Here is an 18,876-nt window from a genome sequence, read left to right on the forward strand (position 1 = left end):
CACTTCCTGCACTTCACCCTGTAGGTGTCCATCTTGATGAAGCCCATTTTCGTGCCGAGATCGAGCGTCCGCCATACCCTCTGTTCCCGGCCGTTGTCGTAGAGTTTCCCTTTTCGCCCGCAACAGCCGCACCTGCTGGCGTTGCCCTTGGTGAGTCTTACCGTGATGGTGACCGTGGTATCGGTTTGTTCCTGCTTGACGACTGAACAGCCGTTGACATTGAAGATGGATTTGTATAATTTTGACATGGGCTTTTTCTTCTGTTTTTTTTGGCGATTAAATTTTAGAAAATAGCCCATTTTTTGTTTAATTTAGGCGAAAGTCAACAAAAAAGGGTGGCGAAGCCACCCACACATGTTGATGAAGAGCCAAAAAATTCTCCGTGACGGCAACATTAAGGAAGGCAACATCCTTAAGGTTGACAGTTTTTTAAATCATCAGATTGACGTTGACATTATGCGCCAGATGGCCTACGAATTCCAGCGTCGCTATCGCGATGTGGAAATCAACAAGATCCTGACTATTGAAGCCAGCGGTATTGCCATCGCCACTTTGCTGGGCCACCTTTACGACGTACCCGTGGTTTTCGCCAAGAAGAGTCAGACCGCTAACAGCACCGACGACAAGTACGTTGCCCAGGCCTACTCCTTCACCCACAAGAAGATGAACAACGTGTTCATTTCCAAGCCCTACATGAAGGCAACCGATAAAGTCCTCATCGTAGACGACTTCCTGGCAGATGGAGCCGCAGCCCACGCCCTCATCGACCTGGTCCATCAGGCCGGCGGCACTGTGGCAGGTCTCGGCATCGCCATCGAAAAGGGTCAGCAGAAGGGAGGCGCAACACTCCGCGCCGAAGGCTACCGCGTAGAATCCATCGCCATCGTCGAATCCATGGACTGGGAAACTCAGACCATCAAGTTCCGCGAACAGCCGGAACTGCCGTTGCAGAATACAAATTTGAAACTGGGGTAACAGTATGAACAATTCATCAGAGAACATTTACCAGCTGGACGGTCGCGTTCCAGTTCTCAAGGCGTTACCATTCGGCCTGCAGCATGTGCTAGCCATGTTTGTCGCCAACATAACCCCCATCATGATCCTTGCCGGGGTTGTAAATCTGGATAAGGGACTGACTGCGGCCCTCGTTCAAAACTGCATGATCATCGCAGGTATCGGCACCCTGGTGCAGCTTTTCCCCATCTGGAAAATCGGTTCCAGATTGCCCATCGTCATGGGCATCAGCTTCACCTTCCTTTCCGTTTCCATCGGCATTGCCACCACCCAAGGCATGGGCACCCTCATGGGCGCCGTGATTGTAGGCGGTATCGTCGAAGGCTTGCTTGGTCTTTGTGCAAAATACTGGCTGAAACTTATCCCCCACATCGTCGCTGCAACCGTGGTGACGGCCATCGGATTTTCTCTCTTGCCTATCGGTGCAAATTCCTTCGCCGGCGGCCAGGGTTCTGCAGACTTCGGCGCCACCCACAACTGGATTGTCGGTAGCGTCACCTTGCTCACTTGCTTGCTCACTCAAGTGTTCGCCAAGGGTTTTCTCAGGTCCCTTTCTGTACTGGTAGGCCTTATTGTTGGCTACATTCTCGCCCTCTGCATGGGCATGGTAGATTTCTCGGGACTATCCAACTGCAGCATCATCGCCCTTCCCAAGATACTCCCCTTCACTCCGGAATTCCACTTGGGCCCCATCCTTTCTGTGGTGGCCATCTTCCTGGTTTCTGCTACAGAAACTGTGGGCGATTCTAGCGCCCTGGTGAACGGCGCACTCAAGCGTCAAATCCACAAAGTCGAAATGGGAGGCGCCATCTCCTGCGATGGTTTTGTCAGCACAATTTCCGGTATCTTCGGTTGTACCCCCATCACCTCCTTCAGTCAGAACGTGGGCCTGGCTTCCCTCTCCGGCGTCGTGAACCGATTCACCATCGCTACAGGAGCAGTCATCATGTTGCTGGGCGGTATCTTCCCGCCGGTGGGAACGTTGCTTACAACTATCCCCCAGGCTGTGCTTGGCGGCTGCACCATCATGATGTTCGGATCCATTCTTTTTGCAGGATTCGGCATGATGTCCAAGAGCGGTTTTAGCCAGCGTAACATGATCATTACCAGCCTCTCCCTTAGCGTAGGCCTAGGCTTCACCCAGGCAACCGGCATGTTCAAGGAATTCCCCCAAATTATCCAGACCATCTTTGCAGAGAATTGTGTGGCTGTGGTTTTTGTGTTAGCGGTAATTCTAAATCTTGTTCTGCCCAAGGACAAAACAAAAACAGCATAAGGTTCCAATTCTAAACTATTGTTTACAATCAGGTACGATAGTTCGTGACCTAAATCATCATTTGCAAAAAAAAGAGAACGACTTTCAGAAAGCCGTTCTTTTTGTCTATATTTATTTTCATGAAAAATACAAGGTTAGGAACACATCTCGCTATTATAGCCCTTTCTTCGGCATGTTTCATCGCATGTGCCGACGACACCAGCACAACCACAGGCTCATACAGATCCTGCAGTCGCGTTTCTTCACTGAATGACTATCAGAAAAATTTCGGTAAGTACAAACTGAACGAAAAAATTCCATTCAAGCATTCCGACGGACAAGACATCTTTCTCACCGTCACAAAGGCGCTTAACGACGCAGACAGCATGTCTTGCCAGGTCTTTCGAGATGTTTGGCTGGAATCCGACTACCCCATCTTATCAATCAAGCTGAATGCCAGTTCCGTCGACTCCTCAAGCACTTCTATCAGAACGATCAAGGCTACCATAGGCAAGCACGAATTCTATCTAGACGATCCGTCTACATCTAACAATCTAGACACTTTGATTGAATCGCTGAAAGTCAACAAGAATACCTATCACGACGTAGCCGTGGTCAAGGACCTTAGTTCCCTCAATAGTGGAGCCATGGTTTACTACAATCAGAAATCGGGAATCATAAGAATCGACCTAGAAGACGAAAGTTCCATCACCTTGAACGAAAGGGAGGGATACTAATGAAAAGATTTCTCATCCTTGCCTTGAGTGCACTGTATTTTACCGGCTGCCCGGATTCTTCGTCTTCAACCAACGACCATCTATATTTCTCCGACACATTAATCCCATACGTCGATGGTCATAAACATTTTACCAAGGATAGTTCCATTTACTTCAAGGACTCCCGTGGTTTTACAGATGAAATAAGGCACTCTATTTCTTTTACCGAAGACGACATTCCTTCATTGAAATACGAGGGAGTCGCAAGCACCATGCCGATTGAACTCGGACTAAGAATAGACGCAACAACTTACGGAGGATCCATTTTTGTCACTTGCGGAGAAGTCAACGCTTTTGTCAGCTCTCGCCCGACAGACGAAAACGACCAGGACAATCCGTTTTTCAAAGGTGAATACAAGGATTCTGTCTCGATTAACGACACGTACTACAAAAATGTCCTTATCCTTGAAACGCCCCCAAAAAAGGGTGATTCCTGTAACGTAGGCAAATTCTACTACGCCGCCAGAGAAGGCATAATCAGAATAGTTGCCAAGAACGGGACCAATATCGACCGCATCAGCAAGAAGATGTATCAGGAAATCAAGGACAAACGTATCGAAGATGCTGCAAGGGCTGACTCCATTCAAGCCGCCATCGCAGACTCCGTTGCAAAAGCCGTTACAGATTCAATCATCAAGGCAAATTCCCAGCCTTCCGATACATCAGACGGCACTATCATTTCCCAGGAAGTAATTGATGCAGCCGAATCCATCGCCGACTGCATCAAAAAGGCATACGCCGCAGGCTCCCTTACTGCAATCAAGGATTGCAAGATTTAAGCAAGTTCCTAGTCCGATTTCTTCACCGATGTGTTCATGCTCTTAACATACAGAAAAACGTTAGGGGATTCATCGGTGTAATCGGACGCTCTCAAGAGTTCCATCAAGGCTGTTTCTACACCTAGCTTGGTATTCTTTCGATAGACAAACGAGAAGGATTTCCGCCCATTCACAAAATGCTTGCGCAGATTTTCAAGATCGGTCTGTTGCAAAAAGTTTTTCACATCATCTATATACACCCGACCCTGTCGGGCGTAATTTTCAAGCCACTTGGAATGTTCCGTAGAAAAGCCTCGACGCGGGTCTCTTTCGCTGGGATCCATCTGGACAATGTCAAAAGTATCCGTAGCCAAATTCAACTTCAGGATCTTCGTATAGGAATTACAGACCGCCCCGAAGGCTTCACGCAATTTTCGACGGTCGACACCCTTATTCCTATAATAGTTACTCTTGTCCAATCGCATCATATTGTCAGCGATAGCCTTTAACTCAACCACATCTGACATGGGGAAATTCCGCTTTTCGGCAAAGCCAATGGACAGCGCAAGTTCCTTCACCTTTTGACCTTGCCAGCGAGAGACTTCATTTAAAAGTCTCGTTTTAAAGAAGGTTCCATCGCCATCAAAACGAGCCAAGACCATGAACTCTTCACCACCATATCGGTAAACCTTTCCTTTGGAACCGAATGCCCTGGAAATACAGGCCGCAGCAGCCAACACCAATTCATTACCGGCTTCCTGGCCCAGGCTATCATTTACCTGTTTGAGCCCGTTAATGTCTATGGAATATACAATAGCAGAATCTTCCAACGGCTCATTCCTATAACGTTTAGCGTCTTCTTCCATGGCGTGGCGGTTAAACACCTTGGTAAGGCCATCGGTATTCGCCTCCACCGTCATACGTTCGTTGTGTTCACGGGCAGCAATAAAAATATGGACGATGCAACAACCAATGAAATAGCTCATCGAGTTGAACGGACAGCCCGAGAATTGCAACTGGAGAATTCCAAAAATAAACGGCATGATGACGAACATCAGAACAGGGAATTGTCGGCCATCATCCTTGCGACTATTCTTGATACAGAAGTAGGCCATCACAAGACCGGCCACCACAATAATCAAGTGCGGGGCCAGCATGGCCACCCAGCGCAGGCTTTCGGCGACATAGGCGTTATCTTCTGATATAGAGAATATGGTCGGGTAAAAGAAATTGCGAACAACAAGGACCAATTGCAAAGAAACGATCACAACGCCAAAAACACGAAAAGCCTTCTGATGTTGAAACCCTTTTCGCAGGAAGGTCAGCAAGAAGTCTAACCAGAAATAAGCCGATACGATTGTGCATACATGAAACACCGTCGATGTCACAAAGAACAACGAGGGGATACCTACCGCCTCAAAACTAGACAGTTCCCAGACCGCATCCTGGAAACAGAAAAAAACACTCCAGGCAAGCAATTTTCTAAAGGCTCGATCCAGGGGAGAAATTTCGTCGCGATAGATATACGAATGCCTTAAAATAATGGCAAGCACAACAACATAAACTAAATCAGTAATCCAATAAAGATGATTTTCCATACAGGGTTAATCTAACAAAAAAACAACTCCAAAAAAGACTTTACATCACACCTCTCGGATATTTTTTCAAAATTCATCCAAGATGTATACACTTTCTTATGACATCCTCTTTCAAAAGCGATGTCAAACTAATTCAGAAACAGCACCACTTGTACTGACGCTTACCCGTACAGGCAGCCACTCCAATCTGCTGAAGAAATAACTCTACACAATCGCACTTTGATCACAACAGCATAAGATTTACCAAATCTTACCAAAAACAATACATTTGGTAAAGATATGATAGGAAGACAGAAAAGATAGCGCAACCATACCTTCATTCAGCAACTGGAGTGAAGCATTCCTTGCGTTGGAAAAACTTCTGGAAAAAAGTAAAACCAAGAAGAAAGTCATCTTCATCGACGAAATGCCTTGGATAGACACACCGAAGTCCAAGTTCATCAGCGCCCTGGAAAACTTCTGGAACGGTTGGGCAAACCTCCGCGACGACATCTACCTCATCGCAACCGGCTCGGCCACATCGTGGAAGGCTGAAAAGCTATTCAGCAATCAGGGTGGGCTCTATAACCGCATCACCCAGCAGATTTATCTTTCACCCTTTACCCTGGGCGGAGTGCCGTACTACTTGAGTTTGCTGGACGGTCAAAAGAGCCTTGCGCAAAATATAGACAGCCTATTTTTTGAAAAAAATGCACGACTGCAAAATGAGTTCGAGGAACTGTACACCACGCTTTTCAATGATGCCGAAAAATACATATCCATCGTTGAATTGTTGGCACAAAATAAGAAGGGCGTTACCAGGGAATTTATCGCAGAAAAAATACACCTCACCGGCGGGATACTGACCAAGTACCTGAACAATCTGGAACGTTGTGATTTTATACAAAGTTTCACACCTTTTGGCAGAAAGAAGAAAGGATCCATTTTTAAGCTTGTAGATTTTTATACACTGTTCCATCTCAAGTTCATCAAGGGTTATTCAAAACGGAATCACAAGTTCTGGACCCATTCCCTTAACACCCCAGGAATCAACAGTTGGCAAGGACTTGCCTTTGAATTGGTTTGCTTGCAGCATATTGACCAAATAAACGAAGTTGAAAGAGTGCTTAGGCCGTTGCAGGAATTCAACAACAATTGCAGAATGTGGACAAACCTAGGGCACACTCCGCTTAGCTTGCCTAGACCAGGTAGCAATGCGAATCCATTCGGATTAGCTAATGGGATTCCTTTCCAAAATAGCGGTCCTAAGGTCGGACGCAATGATCCCTGTCCTTGCGGCAGCGGGCTGAAATTCAAGAAGTGCTGCGGCAAAAACATGAACTAAAGCATCTACACAATAGCCACCTTAATCACGCCGTCCAGCTTATTTTCAAAAATGCGGTAAGCTTCTTCAATGTCCTGCAGGGGGAACTTGTGGGTGATTAGCGGGGTGGTGTCGATTTTCCCCTGCTCAATGAGGGCGAGAATTTCGGCGCAGTCGCAGCCGTCTACACCGCCGGTCTTGAACGTGAGATTCTTGCCGTACATTTCAGGCAGCGGAAGCGTCATAGGTTTGTCGTAGAGGGCCACCACTGTCACGATGGCGTTGGGTCTTGCGCATTCCCAGGCCATGCGGAAAGTGTCTTCGGTTCCGGCCACTTCCAGCACAACATCGGCACCGCCATGGGCACTTTCCCTTTGTACCACCGTGCCACATTCCTCCGGCGTAGTCACAATCACCTGGGGATAATGCTTGCGCACAAATTCACGGCGGGCTTCGTCCTTTTCGCAGACGATAATCTTTTGAGGATTCTTTAGCATCACACAAAGCAGCGTGCAAATGCCTGTAGGGCCAGCGCCAATAATCAACACCGTATCCTCAGTCTTGATTTCAGAAATGCGGGCCGCCCAGAATCCGGTGGCCAGCACATCGCCAACAAAAAGAGCCTGTTCGTCGCTGACAGAATCAGGAATCCTGTTCAGCCCCTGATCTGCATAAGGTACCCGCACAAATTCCGTCTGGCCGCCATCAATGCGGCAGCCCAGAGCCCAACCGCCGTTCTTGTCGGTGCAGTTGTTCACGAAACCCTTCTTGCAGAAAAAGCATTCCCCGCAGAAAGTTTCCACATTCACCGTCACACGGTCGCCCACCTTCACGTTCTTCACGTCAGCACCGACGGATTCCACAACGCCCACCATCTCGTGGCCCACGGTAATTCCCGGCACCGCCCGCGGCACAGAACCATGCTTAATGTGAAGATCGCTAGTGCAGATGCTCCCCATGGTCACACGGACAATGGCATCCTTCGAATCCTGAAGTACAGGCTTCGGCTTTTCCATCAATTCAAACTTCTTGTGTTCTTTATAAACGTAGGCTTTCATAATGGTAGGGTTATTTTTGGCTCTACTTTAATAAAAAATCTCAGGCGTGATACGATTTCTTCTTTTTGCAGAAGGGCGTCCAAGCAAATCAAAATATTGGAATTTCCTGATATTTGATGGACGTTTGTTACGTGCAATAGATGTCGTATTTTCTGAATCAATCTTCACGAAATAAACGATTGTATAGTCGTTGTCACTTGCAGCCTCCTTGATAACAAACCCATTTTCGGTTTCTTCCAAGGTATAGGTTTTGCTGACATTGTTTTCTATTTTCCAATCGCCACCATTATAGTAGTATTCGTATTCCAGGCACTGCTTGCTGTTTGCTGGATTCCTTACAATAACGAGTTTTTCATCTTCTCTACTTTCCCCATCATCATCGGGGCCCCTGTTTGCGTATATAAATATCGAATCATTCTTTATGACTTTGTAAATGGAATCAACAGTATACTCGTAGTTGAGAATAAAGATGGAATCCCTGAATATTCTTTGGTCTAGCCATGGTCTATCTGGGAAATTCCCAACAACAGAAAAGTATTCGTCTTTTTGCTGGTATGAAATTGTAGCCGGCGATGGTGCACATGTGTAGTTCGATTCGTCAACCTTATCGCCTTCGATAACTCTTTTTGACCTGCATAATTCAGAAAGCGTATTGCCATTCCATTTGAATTTTGAGGTTTCGTAATAATAATCCGTAAAAAAGGATTCGCCATCCCAACCTTGCATTGGGTAGGTTCGATATGTACTGTCTAAAACATAACCCGGAAAGGCGTACATTCCTCCAAAGTCATTATGAACGAATATGTTTAGGCAATCTAAGGCAAAAACATTCCATGCGAAGGACATTAGAATAAGGATGATTTTCTTCATTATTTTCTTTTCTGCTATTTTCCAGATTTCGATTGCGAGATTAAGGACAAATACCCTAAAACCGAACGCCCGGCATTTCTGCCAAGCTATGTCAAGGAGAATATAGTTAAACGTTTTTCTTTCCTTTGTTGCCATTGTCGAATAATGTTATTATATTTAGGTAAAGAAAGTAAGGAAAGTAAAGAATTATGGAGACAGCAAAAGTATCTTCAAAGGGACAAGTAACCATTCCCATCGAAATCCGCAAAAAACTGGGCCTTCAAGAAGGCTCCCATGTGGCTTTTGTTGAGCAAGGCAACCTGATTGTTCTTGTGAATTCATCAATGCTGGCTCTGCGTCAAGCCCAGTCTGAATTTTCCGGCATGGCAATGGCCGCCGACATAAAGTGCGAATACGATGTCACAAAGATGATCAAGGATGAACGGGATTAGTATTGCGAGTAATGCTCGATACCAACGTCTTGCTTTCCGCGCTTTTATTCCCCGGGCAGAAATTTGACTTGCTTCTTGAAAATGTTTTCTCTTTTCATGAACTTGTGATTTCAAATTTTCTGCTTGATGAATTGCGTAAAGTCGTCAAGAAAAAGTTTTCGACAAAGACGGAAGCTTTAGAAAGATTCATCTCGGCTATATCTTTCGAATTTGTAATCATCCCGGAAAAATTCAAACAAGTGGTACCAATCCGAGATCCAAATGACTATCCGGTGCTTCTGAGCGCGTTTACTGGGAATATTGATGTCCTTGTCACAGGCGACAAGGATTTTATGGACCTGAATCTTGCTAGACCAGAAATCCTGACGCCGGCGGCGTACATAGAAAAGTACGTTGCGAAGCAAAGTGAGGACTGAGCCGGAATCTTTTCGTTTATTGCCCCTTGACATCCAAAATTTTCTAAACTATATTTTTATAGTGCACAAAAGTGCATTTGACAAACTTTGGTTTATGCCCTGCCGTTTTCGCATGTCCGCAGGGAAGGAGATGGATTCTTGAACTTTATCAGCATTCCTTACAATATCAATGGATTTCATGAATATATAACACAAGTGTTATGTTCTTATTGCGTTTGTATAATCTTTTTGTTATTTTTATACAGAAAAATAAAACTTAAAAGTTATATAATGAATCAAAGAATATTGCTCCTTCGCTCGCTCACAACCAAAATAGAGGGCTTTGCTAATGTCGTGGATCATGTTCCGCCAAAGCAGGGCTGGATTTCGTCCATCCGCCAGGCTCTTGGGATGACTGCGTTGCAGCTCGCAAATAGGCTTGGTGTTAGTCAACCTCGTATTGCAAAAATGGAGCAGAACGAGGACAATCTCAAAATTTCCACAATGAAAAAAATCGCAAGTGGATTGGGCTGCGATTTCGTTTATGGTTTTGTTCCAAAAGAACCCTTAGATAAAATGATTCAAAACCAGGCCCAACAGAAAGCTGCCAAAACGTTATCAATTGTCAACTCGAACATGGCTCTCGAAGATCAGCTTGCTAAAGACCCGCACATTCTAGAAGATTTGACAAATGACATGATCAATAAAAATATCAAGCAAATTTGGGACGATTGATGGCAGATATTTTTTCGACTGATGACAACTCCACACCTCTGTCGCCAGAAGAACGCGAAGGTCTCAAACCCAGGTGGATTACTACTCGTAAAGAACTGAACGAGCTAGAAACAAGAAATATTCTGGAAGCAGAAACTTGGTTGACCAATCAAAAAAGGATTGATGTTTTAAATGATTCGTTTTTGCGAAAGTTGCATAAGAAAATGTTCGGTCAAGTTTGGAAATGGGCTGGAGAATACCGTTCTACAGAAAGAAATATTGGTGTGGCTCCATATCATATCCCAACAAAATTAAAGGCTCTGTTCGACGACGTTTCTTTCTGGGTAGAAAATCAAACTTTCTCGAATTTGGAAATCGCGGTTCGATTACACCACAGACTTGTTTTAATACATCCGTTTCCCAATGGCAATGGACGAGTCTCCCGACTGATGGCAGACATGTTTATGCAACAGCATGGAGAAAACAGGTTGCATTGGGGAAACGGCAATTTAACTGATATAACCGATTTGCGTAACAAGTACATAGAATCGCTTCATGATGCAGACCGTGGCGATTTCACAAAACTGATAGAATTTGTCAAAGGAAACTATGAAAAATCCAATTGATCAACTTATGGACTGGCGAGAATTCGTTCCCGAAGGAGACGTTCTTGCCGGACTGAATACACTAGCCTTATTTTTCCAAAATGGAGACGTCACAAGCGTTAAGGAAAATCAAAAATATGTGGCACAACTTTTTGCTTTCTTAAAGGCATGCAAGGGCTTTGTCGAAGATATTGAGCCCCTGCTCTATTCTGCACTGAAAGATTGTTCCGACGATGTAGCCGACACATTTCAGTTTGCTCCCGGCGCAAGGAACATCAAGTGCAACAATGCCGACGAATTTTTCAAAATGTGCGAGCAGAACAACATATCCATCAAGGATGCATGCAGGTTCATCTTTTCTGGCATTACGTTGAAAAAGGCTACGGAACTTTTCAACCAGCCTAGGGAATTTCTCGAAAAGAACTACAACTTCGAAACAAGGCAGAACCGCGACAGGATTTCGCTAAAGTAATCACGACAGGTGATATCCAAGAGCCTCGTATCCCTTAACACGCTTTTGATGCATTCTTGCCAAAACAGGAACATCCCCGTCAACATAGTCATATACGCGAACTTCTGTTTTTCCAACAGATTCGCGATGCAATCTTCCCACATACTGCGCCAGCGTTCCCTTCCACGAAATAGGAAAAGGCAAGAATAAAGCATCCAGTTCCTTGAGGTCAAAGCCCTCGCCAATGTAACGGCCGGTTGCAAGAATTACGATATTCGAATCAATCTTCGCATCATTGATTTCTTCCATAATGCGTTTTAGCTGTTTCTTTCCCATACCACCTTTCAAAAGAAAAAGGTGTTCAACATCTGCATGCAAACGTTCGTAAAACCAGTCCAGGTGCTCCGTCCTTTCAGACAGCACAAGAATTTGACGACGCTCCTTATAAGCCTGTAAAATTTCACCAGCAACCAGCTCATTTCGTTTTTCGTCTTGCCAAAGTTCGTTAAAGACTTCCTGTATTTGCAATTTAGCGGCATCATTCTGGAGACGGAAATCTGTATTTCGCACAATTACAGAATGAGAAAAATCTCGTTCCGTCGCCTGTTTCTTGGCGCTAACAGAATAGCGTACCTGTCCCAAATTCATCATCACAATCGGGTGTTGCCCATCCTTACGAGACAAGGTCGCCGACAGCCCCACCTTATAAAGAGCATCGCTTTGGCGAACCGCCTGCTCAAAAGAAAACGCCGAAATATGATGGCACTCATCTACAATAACCTGCCCATATTCATTAAGCCATTCTACAGTTTTTCCATCACGATAAACGCTAGAAATCAGAGCCACATCAATTTTACCGAAATGCTTCTTCTTAGTTCCGCTAAATTGTCCAACTTCTTTTTTGGGAACATTTAGAAATGCGCAAATTCGCTCCACCCATTGATCCATAAGTTGTGTACGATGCACAAGAATCAATGTATTGACTTTTCGTTTCGCAATAAGCCACAGGGCAACAACTGTCTTACCAAAGGCTGTTGTCGCGGACAAAATTCCATTTTCATGTTTCAACAAAGCTTCTGCAGCAAGCAACTGTTCAGGATAAAGATTTCCCTCAAAAGAAACATCCATCGGCAGCCCGCAATTTCGTTCATCATTAACAACAGGTTCGATATTATAATGCTGCAGCAAATTAATCAACTTGTCAAAGCAACCAACAGGAATCGCGATATGCTTCGGGTAAAAATCATAACAATAAAGAATCCTTGGTTTTCCCCACACCGGCAATCTCAAGGCCTGCGCCTGATAAAATTCCGGGTTCTGAAATGATGCCAACCTCAAAATTCTATTTCGGAATAAGGCAGGCAACCCCGCAGATTCAATAAAAATTTGATTGCTGATAGTGATGTTTATTTTTTGCGGTAATACAGCCTTTATTTCAGGATAACTCGGACTACTTTTCCATGGTTCATCGTCAACAGAAGCATCTGAAACAGGCAAAATTTCACGATGGGACTTGGCCTTAAAAACATAATCTTCAACAAAACTCTTGCCTATTTTCTGTATTGAAGAAAGGTACGCCCATTGGTCCTCATAAACATCACCGGTATCAGGATTTATAAACGACGAATGATTTTTCTCACGAGCCTTTTTTTGTAACGGCAAAGCAATCAGATTTCCTAAGCCACCCTTTGGCATAAAATCCTGATTCGGGAAAAATCTATCAAAAGAATTCATTCCAATTTGCGGACGCAAATCAAGGGCCTTCGTCATCAGAGCAGAACCTAGCTCTCGAGCAAGTTTCGCAGGAATGCATTCGTCAAAGAAAATCCATACATGCCCACCGCAACCAGAGCGGGAACGTTCTAACGAAGCAAAAATATTTTCAGCCTTACAGGCCGACATAAACGCAGATGCGTCATCCAGCCAATCGCCATCATCAAAATCCACTGCAAGGAATTTACAGGTGTCATCTTCTAAAAGAGGATATATTCCAACAACAAAAGGGCGCGAACCATTCCAGCAAGGTTCCTCACCTCTCAAGTGATTTTCGATTACCGATGCCGTCATCGGCAAAAAACATCGACTTGAACAATCTCCGCATTTTACCTTTGGCTTGTTGCAAACTCCCGGCACCCACTCATTCTTACAGACCGGCTGATAGCCCGACTTTCCCGTTTTGGCACTTTCAAAACGCCTTGCATAGACATCTGGACGCCCTTGAAAAAGCGACTGATACAACTTCACCTTTTCCGAGGCAGGAGAAAATTTATCAATAACAGCAGCGGAGCGTTTTAGCAAGGCTATCCGCTCATCAATCTCCTGCAAGCGTTTTAGCAAAGCTGATTTTTCAGCTTCAAGATCGGAAAGAGTTTCGGTCAACACATGCATCGGTAAAATTTAAATTTTTACCGATGGTTTAAAATTTCGGGTTATTGCCAAGCAAGGTCTTTTTCTCATAAAAAAAGCAAGAAAAAGACCCACAATTCTTCAATTTAAACAAAAAACATACAAATTTCTACGGCACATTTATAAATATGCCGTAGATTTTTACACACAATAAACAATACACAAACATTTGCATTTGTGTATTAAATATTGTATATTTAGACCATGTCCAAAATCATGGTAGCACACGATATTGTAGCCTCATACGACGGCATTGTCAGAACATCCGACTTCAACGAAAACGGAATCCACAATGACGAGCTGTCTAGATTCTGCACTAGCGGAAAACTTTACAGAGTTCGCAAAGGCGTGTACAGTGCCGTTCCGACGAACGAAATAGCAGAAGAACGACTGCTTGCAGAACTCTTGCCCGATGTAGTCATCTGCATGGAATCGGCACTCTACTATTACGGCTATAGCGATCACGCCCCCACGGATTGGACAATTTCCGTGCCTAGGTCATTTTCACGTTCCAGACTTAAAATTGACGGCCTTTTTCTAAAAACGCGTTATGTGCAAGAAGAACTTTTCGACCTTGGGCTAAGCACGGAAAACTTCAACGGGTTCGAACTAAAAATTTACGACCGAGAACGATGCGTCTGCGACTGCTTCAAGTACCGCAACAAAATAGACAGCGAGCTATTCAACAAAGCCTTGAACGCTTACGCAAGCGACCCTCAGAAGAATCTAATGAAACTTCTGGATTACGCCCGGAAAATGCGAGTACAAAAGAAAGTTAGAGAAATTATGGAGGTTCTGTTCAATGGCTGATCGCGCAGCATCGGTACTTGCCAAAATACGAAATAAATCCAAGGAAATGGGCTGGAACAGCATGCAAAGCCTTCAGCTATTTTGCCAGGAAGAATTCATCCGCAGAATCAACCTTTCAAAATACAAAGATACATTTATTTTGAAAGGCGGCCTGCTCATTTACGCGCTTTCAAATTTTGGAAGCAGAACAACCCGAGACGCAGATTTTCTCGTTGAGAACCTCTCAAATTCTCCAGAAAAAATGCGCGAAATCATTCACGAGATAATAAATACGGAATCAGAAAATGACTTTGTAACTTTCGAATTGGCAAATCTAAAAGAGATTGCCAAAGAAAAGAAATACACTGGGGTTTCTGCATTTCTCATCGTGAAAATCAAAAACACCCGTACAGGGATAAACATTGATTTTGGATTTGGAGACACAATCATTCCAAAACCAAAAACAGCAACCTTTCCTGTTCAAGTCGAAGGGTTTTCATGCCCTCAAGTAAGAGTTTACCCCGTAGAAACAATCATCGCGGAAAAAATTGACGCAATCCTTGATCGAATGGAACTTTCCAGCCGAATGAAAGACTATTTTGACATTCACTTCATTCTTCAAAATTTTGATTTTGATGGTGCAACATTGAAAACCGCCATCGCGAGGACCTTCGAAAATCGACAACGTAATTACGATATGAATCGTTTTCAGAAAGTCCTTCAATTTCACAACGATCAATCTATGGGAACCAAGTGGAAAGCTTTTCTGAAAAAAGCAAAATTGTCCGAAATTCCATTCCAAGATGTTATCGCATCTTTGCAGAAATTTCTTGAATTGCCAATACAAGCATGCTTCAACAATAAAGACTTTTTACTAGAATGGAAAAGTGACGAACAAAAATGGGTATAAAAGGACGCTTTTGACGCATTCTTACCAGTACAGGAACATTTTCATCTAAATGGTCAAGTTCATAGACAAGTCCCTAAACGCCATTCATAATGTTCAATATATTGAACATTTTAAGCAATTTTTGTATATTATGTAAAACATTATGAAAAGAGCATTATTACCATCGCAGAAAAGAATTTTAAATAACCTTGGCAAGCAGATAAAACTAGCCAGACTTCGCCGCGACCTCTCGGCAGAACAAATCGCCGAACGGGCAGACATTTCTCGTGGCACCTTGATAAAAATCGAAAGCGGTGATGAAGGCGTCTCCATGGGCCATTATTTTAGGGTACTGATTGCGTTGGGACTTGCAAGTGATATACTCCTTGTAGCAAAAGATGACGAACTCGGCAGAAAACTCCAAGACGCAAAACTAAACGTAAGAGAACGCGCCAGCAAGAAATAAGGTCTCGCAAAATGAATAATCGGTCCGTATACGTATTCTTCCATAACGAGCAGGTCCTCGAGCCTGTTCTCATGGGCATTCTGCAAGAAACCTTGCAACGAGGCAAAAGCATCTTCTCCTTTGAATTTGACAAGTTCTGGTTAAACAATCCCATTTTTCAAATTTTTGATCCTAACCTAAGCCTATTTCGGGGAAAACAATACGCACCTACTGACAAGGATAACTTTGGCGTTTTCTTAGATTCCACTCCCGACCGTTGGGGGCGACAACTCATTGACCGCAGGGAAACTATTTTGGCTAGAAAGGAAGGACGCCCCGTAATTCCCAGGACTGAATTAGATTATCTACTGGGAGTTTTTGATGAGAGCCGCATGGGAGCCCTGCGATTCAAACAGAGTCTTGACGGTGATTTCATCGACAACGACAAAGAACTAGCGACACCACCTTGGGAATCCCTTCGAAAATTAGAGGCAGCCAGCCTAAAATTGGAACAGGATGAAAATTCCATTGATGACCGTTGGTTAAAAATGCTATTACGTCCAGGAAGTTCTCTCGGAGGAGCGCGACCAAAAGCAAATGTTGTCGATGAACATGGTCATCTATGGATAGCCAAGTTCCCAAGTAAAAAAGATCGAAAAGATGTCGGAGCTTGGGAAACTGTCTGCATGACTCTTGCAAAAAAATGCGGTGTAGAAATCAGCGACTTTAAATGCATTAAACTCGGTTCCAAATATCACACTTTTTTAACAAAAAGATTTGACCGAACAGAAAATAACGTCCGCAAGCATTTTACATCGGCAATGACGCATTTGGATTATAACGATGGAGCTAATGGAGGAACCGGAGCCAGCTACCTTGAATTGGTAGAGTGGATTTCTGAACATTGCGTAAATGTGCAAGGCAACTTAGAGCAGCTTTTCAAACGAATTATTTTCAACATTGCCATTTCCAATTGTGACGACCACCTGAGAAACCACGGTTTCCTCTTAACGCCCAAAGGCTGGACACTGTCACCAGCTTATGACTTGACACCCGACGAATATGGAACAGAACTTTCGTTGAACATTAACGAAAGCGAAGCAAATCTAGATTACAATTTGGCAAGAGAAGTTGCGCCCTATTTCGGCATCGCGCCAAGCGATGCAAACAGGATTATCAAAAAAACAAACGACGTTGTTTCAAAGTGGCAAAAGGTCGCAACAGACATAGGCATTTCGCGAAGCGAGCAAGAATTTATCGCAACGGCCTTTAGAACAAAAGATGGTGTTTGAGCCCATTTTCTTATTACAATATTTGAAAATCAATCTCCTGAAGCATAAAGAACCAATTCCAATACACGAATTGGAGATGGGTCACTTCCTTTTTGAAGACAACCTTTTTCAATTAGATTATTCTTTATTTTTTCGATTTTTGATTTTTCCCTTGAATCATTCACTAAATCTCGAATTTTTTTGGCGTAGCAAATATAATCCTTAATTTTTTTCGATATATCCTTGCCAGAATCTTTATCACCTACTATAGAGTTGTACACCTTTGAATCAAATATAGGGTATTTTTGAGGATTTAAAAAGTGAAGAAGTTTGCTAGCACCCACAACAGAATTATTGGTTAATCTACTTACTCGCTCAACAAACGCTTCTTCTAAGCAGCCTCTTTTTACGCATTCATTCCAATCCTTAGCATCATCTTTAAACGATGTATGACGGATCATTGTTGGCATCCAGCCATACACCATATGAGCAAGACCAACTAAAGTTACTCTATTCAAGTTCTTTTTATTTCGTGCAGTAAATTCCAGCATATCATCGTACGAAGTAAGTTGCTGTTCATCTTCTGGACGTTTTTTTAAAGATTCTGATTTTTCAAGAAGTGTTTCCACACTCAATTCTTCCATTTTACTTGAAAAATTCATATTCAACCCTTTGGCATTTTCACCTGCAGAAAGATTCTCTATAATTTGTAATATAACCTATAAAACATTAAAATATTACAGATAAAACAAAAAGCTATTCAGCACGTCCAAGAGAAAACTAAGGGCATATCAACTCATTTCTATCGTAATTCGCGACTCAATCATAATCAGGAATCTATCGGCAATAATGCAGGGTGTTTCGGGGTTTTAGGGGCAAAGCCCCTAGGCGAGGGGGTAGCGGAAGCCCCTGGGCGGGGGCATAGAAAAAGCCCGCCGAAGCGGGCTTGATTGTAAGGGCGGGAGGGCTGAAGCGAGGCACCGAAAGGCGTGCAGAGCAAAGCGATCCTTTGAGCTTTGCGTCGCTGGGATTCCTCCCCCACCTCAACCGAACCTTCACTTCACAACGATATTCACCAGCTTACCCGGCACGGCAATGACCTTAACAACAGTCTTGCCGTTGGTAAACTCTTGAACACGTTCGTTAGCCATGGCGAGGGCTTCCAAGGCAGCCTTGTCCATGTCCTTAGCGACGTTTGCCTTAGCGCGAAGCTTGCCGTTCACCTGGAACACGACTTCGACGGTGTTTTCCACAGCCTTGCTTGCGTCGGCTTCAGGCCATGCAACATTTGTGAGGGATCCTTCGTGACCCAGGATGCTCCACATTTCTTCGGCGATGTGGGGTGCAAAGGGCTGCAGGAGCTTTACGAAAACTCTGCAAGGCGAGTGCAGCGGGGCCGCTCGCGGGCCCATTGCTGAATATTCCGGCCAGAAAAAACCGCTAGTCCGGAATGGAGGAAACTGCAATACCGATTTCAAGGAAACCATTTTGATAGTTCTATTTTTTGCTCAATTCAGAATGTTGGGACCGCGCGGGATTCTTAATCTTGTTCGCGCGAGCCATTCGCAAACAAGCATATCCAAAGGCGGCATGTATATGCGAATGCGAGATGCAGGTCTTATCCAGCCAAAAGCAAATCACAAAATGTGAGTCAACTGCATTTTCAGGGACGCGGTTTCCGTTTGACCGGTACGCCGGTTTCCATTACTCCGGTTTCACGGTGTACTTTGCTCCGGTATATTCACCATTGCCGAGCCGAAAGAGTTTCTGCAAGGTTTCGCAAGGTTCGCGGTAGCGCTTGTCCATCTTCATCATTTCGTTGTTGAAGATCATCAGCTGGCTGATGGC

20 protein-coding genes and 1 pseudogene are annotated in these 18,876 nt (G+C 44.1%); 14 read left to right on the plus strand and 7 right to left on the minus strand.

Annotated features, from left to right (window positions below):
- The coding region (locus MMG03_RS15045) for a transposase family protein (protein WP_249505554.1) at window positions 1-248 on the minus strand (248 nt) is incomplete at its 3' end.
- Between the two features lie 106 nt (window positions 249-354).
- Here MMG03_RS15045 and MMG03_RS15050 point away from each other — a divergent pair.
- From MMG03_RS15050 to MMG03_RS15065, 4 genes are all read left to right on the plus strand, one after another.
- On the plus strand, window positions 355-975 hold the full coding sequence (locus tag MMG03_RS15050) for a xanthine phosphoribosyltransferase (RefSeq protein WP_249506646.1): 621 nt from the start codon (window positions 355-357) through the stop codon (window positions 973-975).
- A 4-nt stretch (window positions 976-979) separates the two neighbouring features.
- Window positions 980-2,290 carry a nucleobase:cation symporter-2 family protein gene (locus MMG03_RS15055; protein ID WP_073157859.1) on the plus strand — a complete coding sequence of 437 codons (1,311 nt, stop codon included), beginning with the start codon at window positions 980-982 and terminating at the stop codon, window positions 2,288-2,290.
- A gap of 119 nt (window positions 2,291-2,409) precedes the next feature.
- On the plus strand, window positions 2,410-3,006 hold the full coding sequence (locus MMG03_RS15060) for a hypothetical protein (RefSeq protein WP_139258242.1): 597 nt from the start codon (window positions 2,410-2,412) through the stop codon (window positions 3,004-3,006).
- A complete protein-coding gene (locus MMG03_RS15065) occupies window positions 3,006-3,824 on the plus strand; it encodes a hypothetical protein (RefSeq protein WP_249506647.1) in 819 nt (272 codons plus the stop codon). The genes MMG03_RS15060 and MMG03_RS15065 overlap by 1 nt, the downstream gene beginning before the upstream one ends.
- A gap of 8 nt (window positions 3,825-3,832) precedes the next feature.
- On the opposite strand, the gene MMG03_RS15070 is transcribed toward MMG03_RS15065, so the two are convergent.
- Window positions 3,833-5,401 (minus strand): GGDEF domain-containing protein, encoded by a 1,569-nt coding sequence (locus MMG03_RS15070; RefSeq protein WP_249506648.1) that lies wholly within the window; start codon window positions 5,399-5,401, stop codon window positions 3,833-3,835.
- Window positions 5,402-5,750: 349 nt separating this feature from the next.
- Here MMG03_RS15070 and MMG03_RS15075 point away from each other — a divergent pair, with 349 nt between their 5' ends.
- A complete protein-coding gene (locus MMG03_RS15075; RefSeq protein WP_249506649.1) occupies window positions 5,751-6,725 on the plus strand; it encodes an SEC-C metal-binding domain-containing protein in 975 nt (324 codons plus the stop codon).
- A 5-nt stretch (window positions 6,726-6,730) separates the two neighbouring features.
- Here MMG03_RS15075 and MMG03_RS15080 read toward each other — a convergent pair whose 3' ends face one another.
- Both MMG03_RS15080 and MMG03_RS15085 read right to left on the minus strand, forming a co-directional pair.
- On the minus strand, window positions 6,731-7,762 hold the full coding sequence (locus tag MMG03_RS15080) for an alcohol dehydrogenase (RefSeq protein WP_249506650.1): 1,032 nt from the start codon (window positions 7,760-7,762) through the stop codon (window positions 6,731-6,733).
- 27 nt (window positions 7,763-7,789) lie between these two features.
- Window positions 7,790-8,767: a hypothetical protein gene (locus MMG03_RS15085; protein ID WP_249506651.1), complete on the minus strand. Its 978-nt coding sequence runs from the start codon at window positions 8,765-8,767 to the stop codon at window positions 7,790-7,792.
- A gap of 53 nt (window positions 8,768-8,820) precedes the next feature.
- On the opposite strand from MMG03_RS15085, the gene MMG03_RS15090 reads away from it, so the two are divergent.
- From MMG03_RS15090 to MMG03_RS15110, 5 genes are all read left to right on the plus strand, one after another.
- On the plus strand, window positions 8,821-9,063 hold the full coding sequence (locus tag MMG03_RS15090) for an AbrB/MazE/SpoVT family DNA-binding domain-containing protein (RefSeq protein ID WP_073157877.1): 243 nt from the start codon (window positions 8,821-8,823) through the stop codon (window positions 9,061-9,063).
- 11 nt (window positions 9,064-9,074) lie between these two features.
- Window positions 9,075-9,479 (plus strand): putative toxin-antitoxin system toxin component, PIN family, encoded by a 405-nt coding sequence (locus tag MMG03_RS15095; RefSeq protein WP_139258244.1) that lies wholly within the window; start codon window positions 9,075-9,077, stop codon window positions 9,477-9,479.
- Window positions 9,480-9,749: 270 nt separating this feature from the next.
- Window positions 9,750-10,193 (plus strand): mobile mystery protein A, encoded by a 444-nt coding sequence (locus tag MMG03_RS15100; RefSeq protein WP_073157883.1) that lies wholly within the window; start codon window positions 9,750-9,752, stop codon window positions 10,191-10,193.
- Window positions 10,193-10,798 (plus strand): mobile mystery protein B, encoded by a 606-nt coding sequence (locus MMG03_RS15105; protein ID WP_249506652.1) that lies wholly within the window; start codon window positions 10,193-10,195, stop codon window positions 10,796-10,798. Before MMG03_RS15100 ends, MMG03_RS15105 begins: the two co-directional genes overlap by 1 nt.
- Window positions 10,782-11,249 (plus strand): hypothetical protein, encoded by a 468-nt coding sequence (locus MMG03_RS15110; RefSeq protein ID WP_139260265.1) that lies wholly within the window; start codon window positions 10,782-10,784, stop codon window positions 11,247-11,249. The genes MMG03_RS15105 and MMG03_RS15110 overlap by 17 nt, the downstream gene beginning before the upstream one ends.
- Here the strand turns inward: MMG03_RS15110 and MMG03_RS15115 are convergent, their stop codons facing one another.
- The gene (locus tag MMG03_RS15115; RefSeq protein WP_249506653.1) at window positions 11,250-13,616 is read right to left on the minus strand and encodes a TOTE conflict system archaeo-eukaryotic primase domain-containing protein; all 2,367 of its coding nucleotides are present in this window, start codon (window positions 13,614-13,616) and stop codon (window positions 11,250-11,252) included.
- A gap of 222 nt (window positions 13,617-13,838) precedes the next feature.
- Here MMG03_RS15115 and MMG03_RS15120 point away from each other — a divergent pair, with 222 nt between their 5' ends.
- The 4 genes from MMG03_RS15120 to MMG03_RS15135 all read left to right on the plus strand — a co-directional run bounded on the left by MMG03_RS15120 (window position 13,839) and on the right by MMG03_RS15135 (window position 17,049).
- Complete coding sequence (locus tag MMG03_RS15120) at window positions 13,839-14,444, plus strand: type IV toxin-antitoxin system AbiEi family antitoxin domain-containing protein (RefSeq protein WP_073283568.1); 606 nt, start codon at window positions 13,839-13,841, stop codon at window positions 14,442-14,444.
- A complete protein-coding gene (locus tag MMG03_RS15125; protein ID WP_073283571.1) occupies window positions 14,437-15,333 on the plus strand; it encodes a nucleotidyl transferase AbiEii/AbiGii toxin family protein in 897 nt (298 codons plus the stop codon). The genes MMG03_RS15120 and MMG03_RS15125 overlap by 8 nt, the downstream gene beginning before the upstream one ends.
- 142 nt (window positions 15,334-15,475) lie before the next feature.
- Window positions 15,476-15,778: a helix-turn-helix domain-containing protein gene (locus tag MMG03_RS15130; RefSeq protein WP_073157900.1), complete on the plus strand. Its 303-nt coding sequence runs from the start codon at window positions 15,476-15,478 to the stop codon at window positions 15,776-15,778.
- Between the two features lie 71 nt (window positions 15,779-15,849).
- Window positions 15,850-17,049 (plus strand): type II toxin-antitoxin system HipA family toxin, encoded by a 1,200-nt coding sequence (locus tag MMG03_RS15135; RefSeq protein WP_212668356.1) that lies wholly within the window; start codon window positions 15,850-15,852, stop codon window positions 17,047-17,049.
- A 29-nt stretch (window positions 17,050-17,078) separates the two neighbouring features.
- Here the strand turns inward: MMG03_RS15135 and MMG03_RS15140 are convergent, their stop codons facing one another.
- The gene (locus tag MMG03_RS15140; RefSeq protein ID WP_143395089.1) at window positions 17,079-17,690 is read right to left on the minus strand and encodes a hypothetical protein; all 612 of its coding nucleotides are present in this window, start codon (window positions 17,688-17,690) and stop codon (window positions 17,079-17,081) included.
- 393 nt (window positions 17,691-18,083) lie between these two features.
- Window positions 18,084-18,398 (minus strand): annotated as a pseudogene (locus MMG03_RS15145) (class I tRNA ligase family protein); the annotation flags it as partial.
- Window positions 18,399-18,876 lie beyond the last annotated feature (478 nt).

It is taken from the genome of Fibrobacter sp. HC4 (assembly GCF_023373925.1).
Taxonomy (GTDB): domain Bacteria; phylum Fibrobacterota; class Fibrobacteria; order Fibrobacterales; family Fibrobacteraceae; genus Fibrobacter.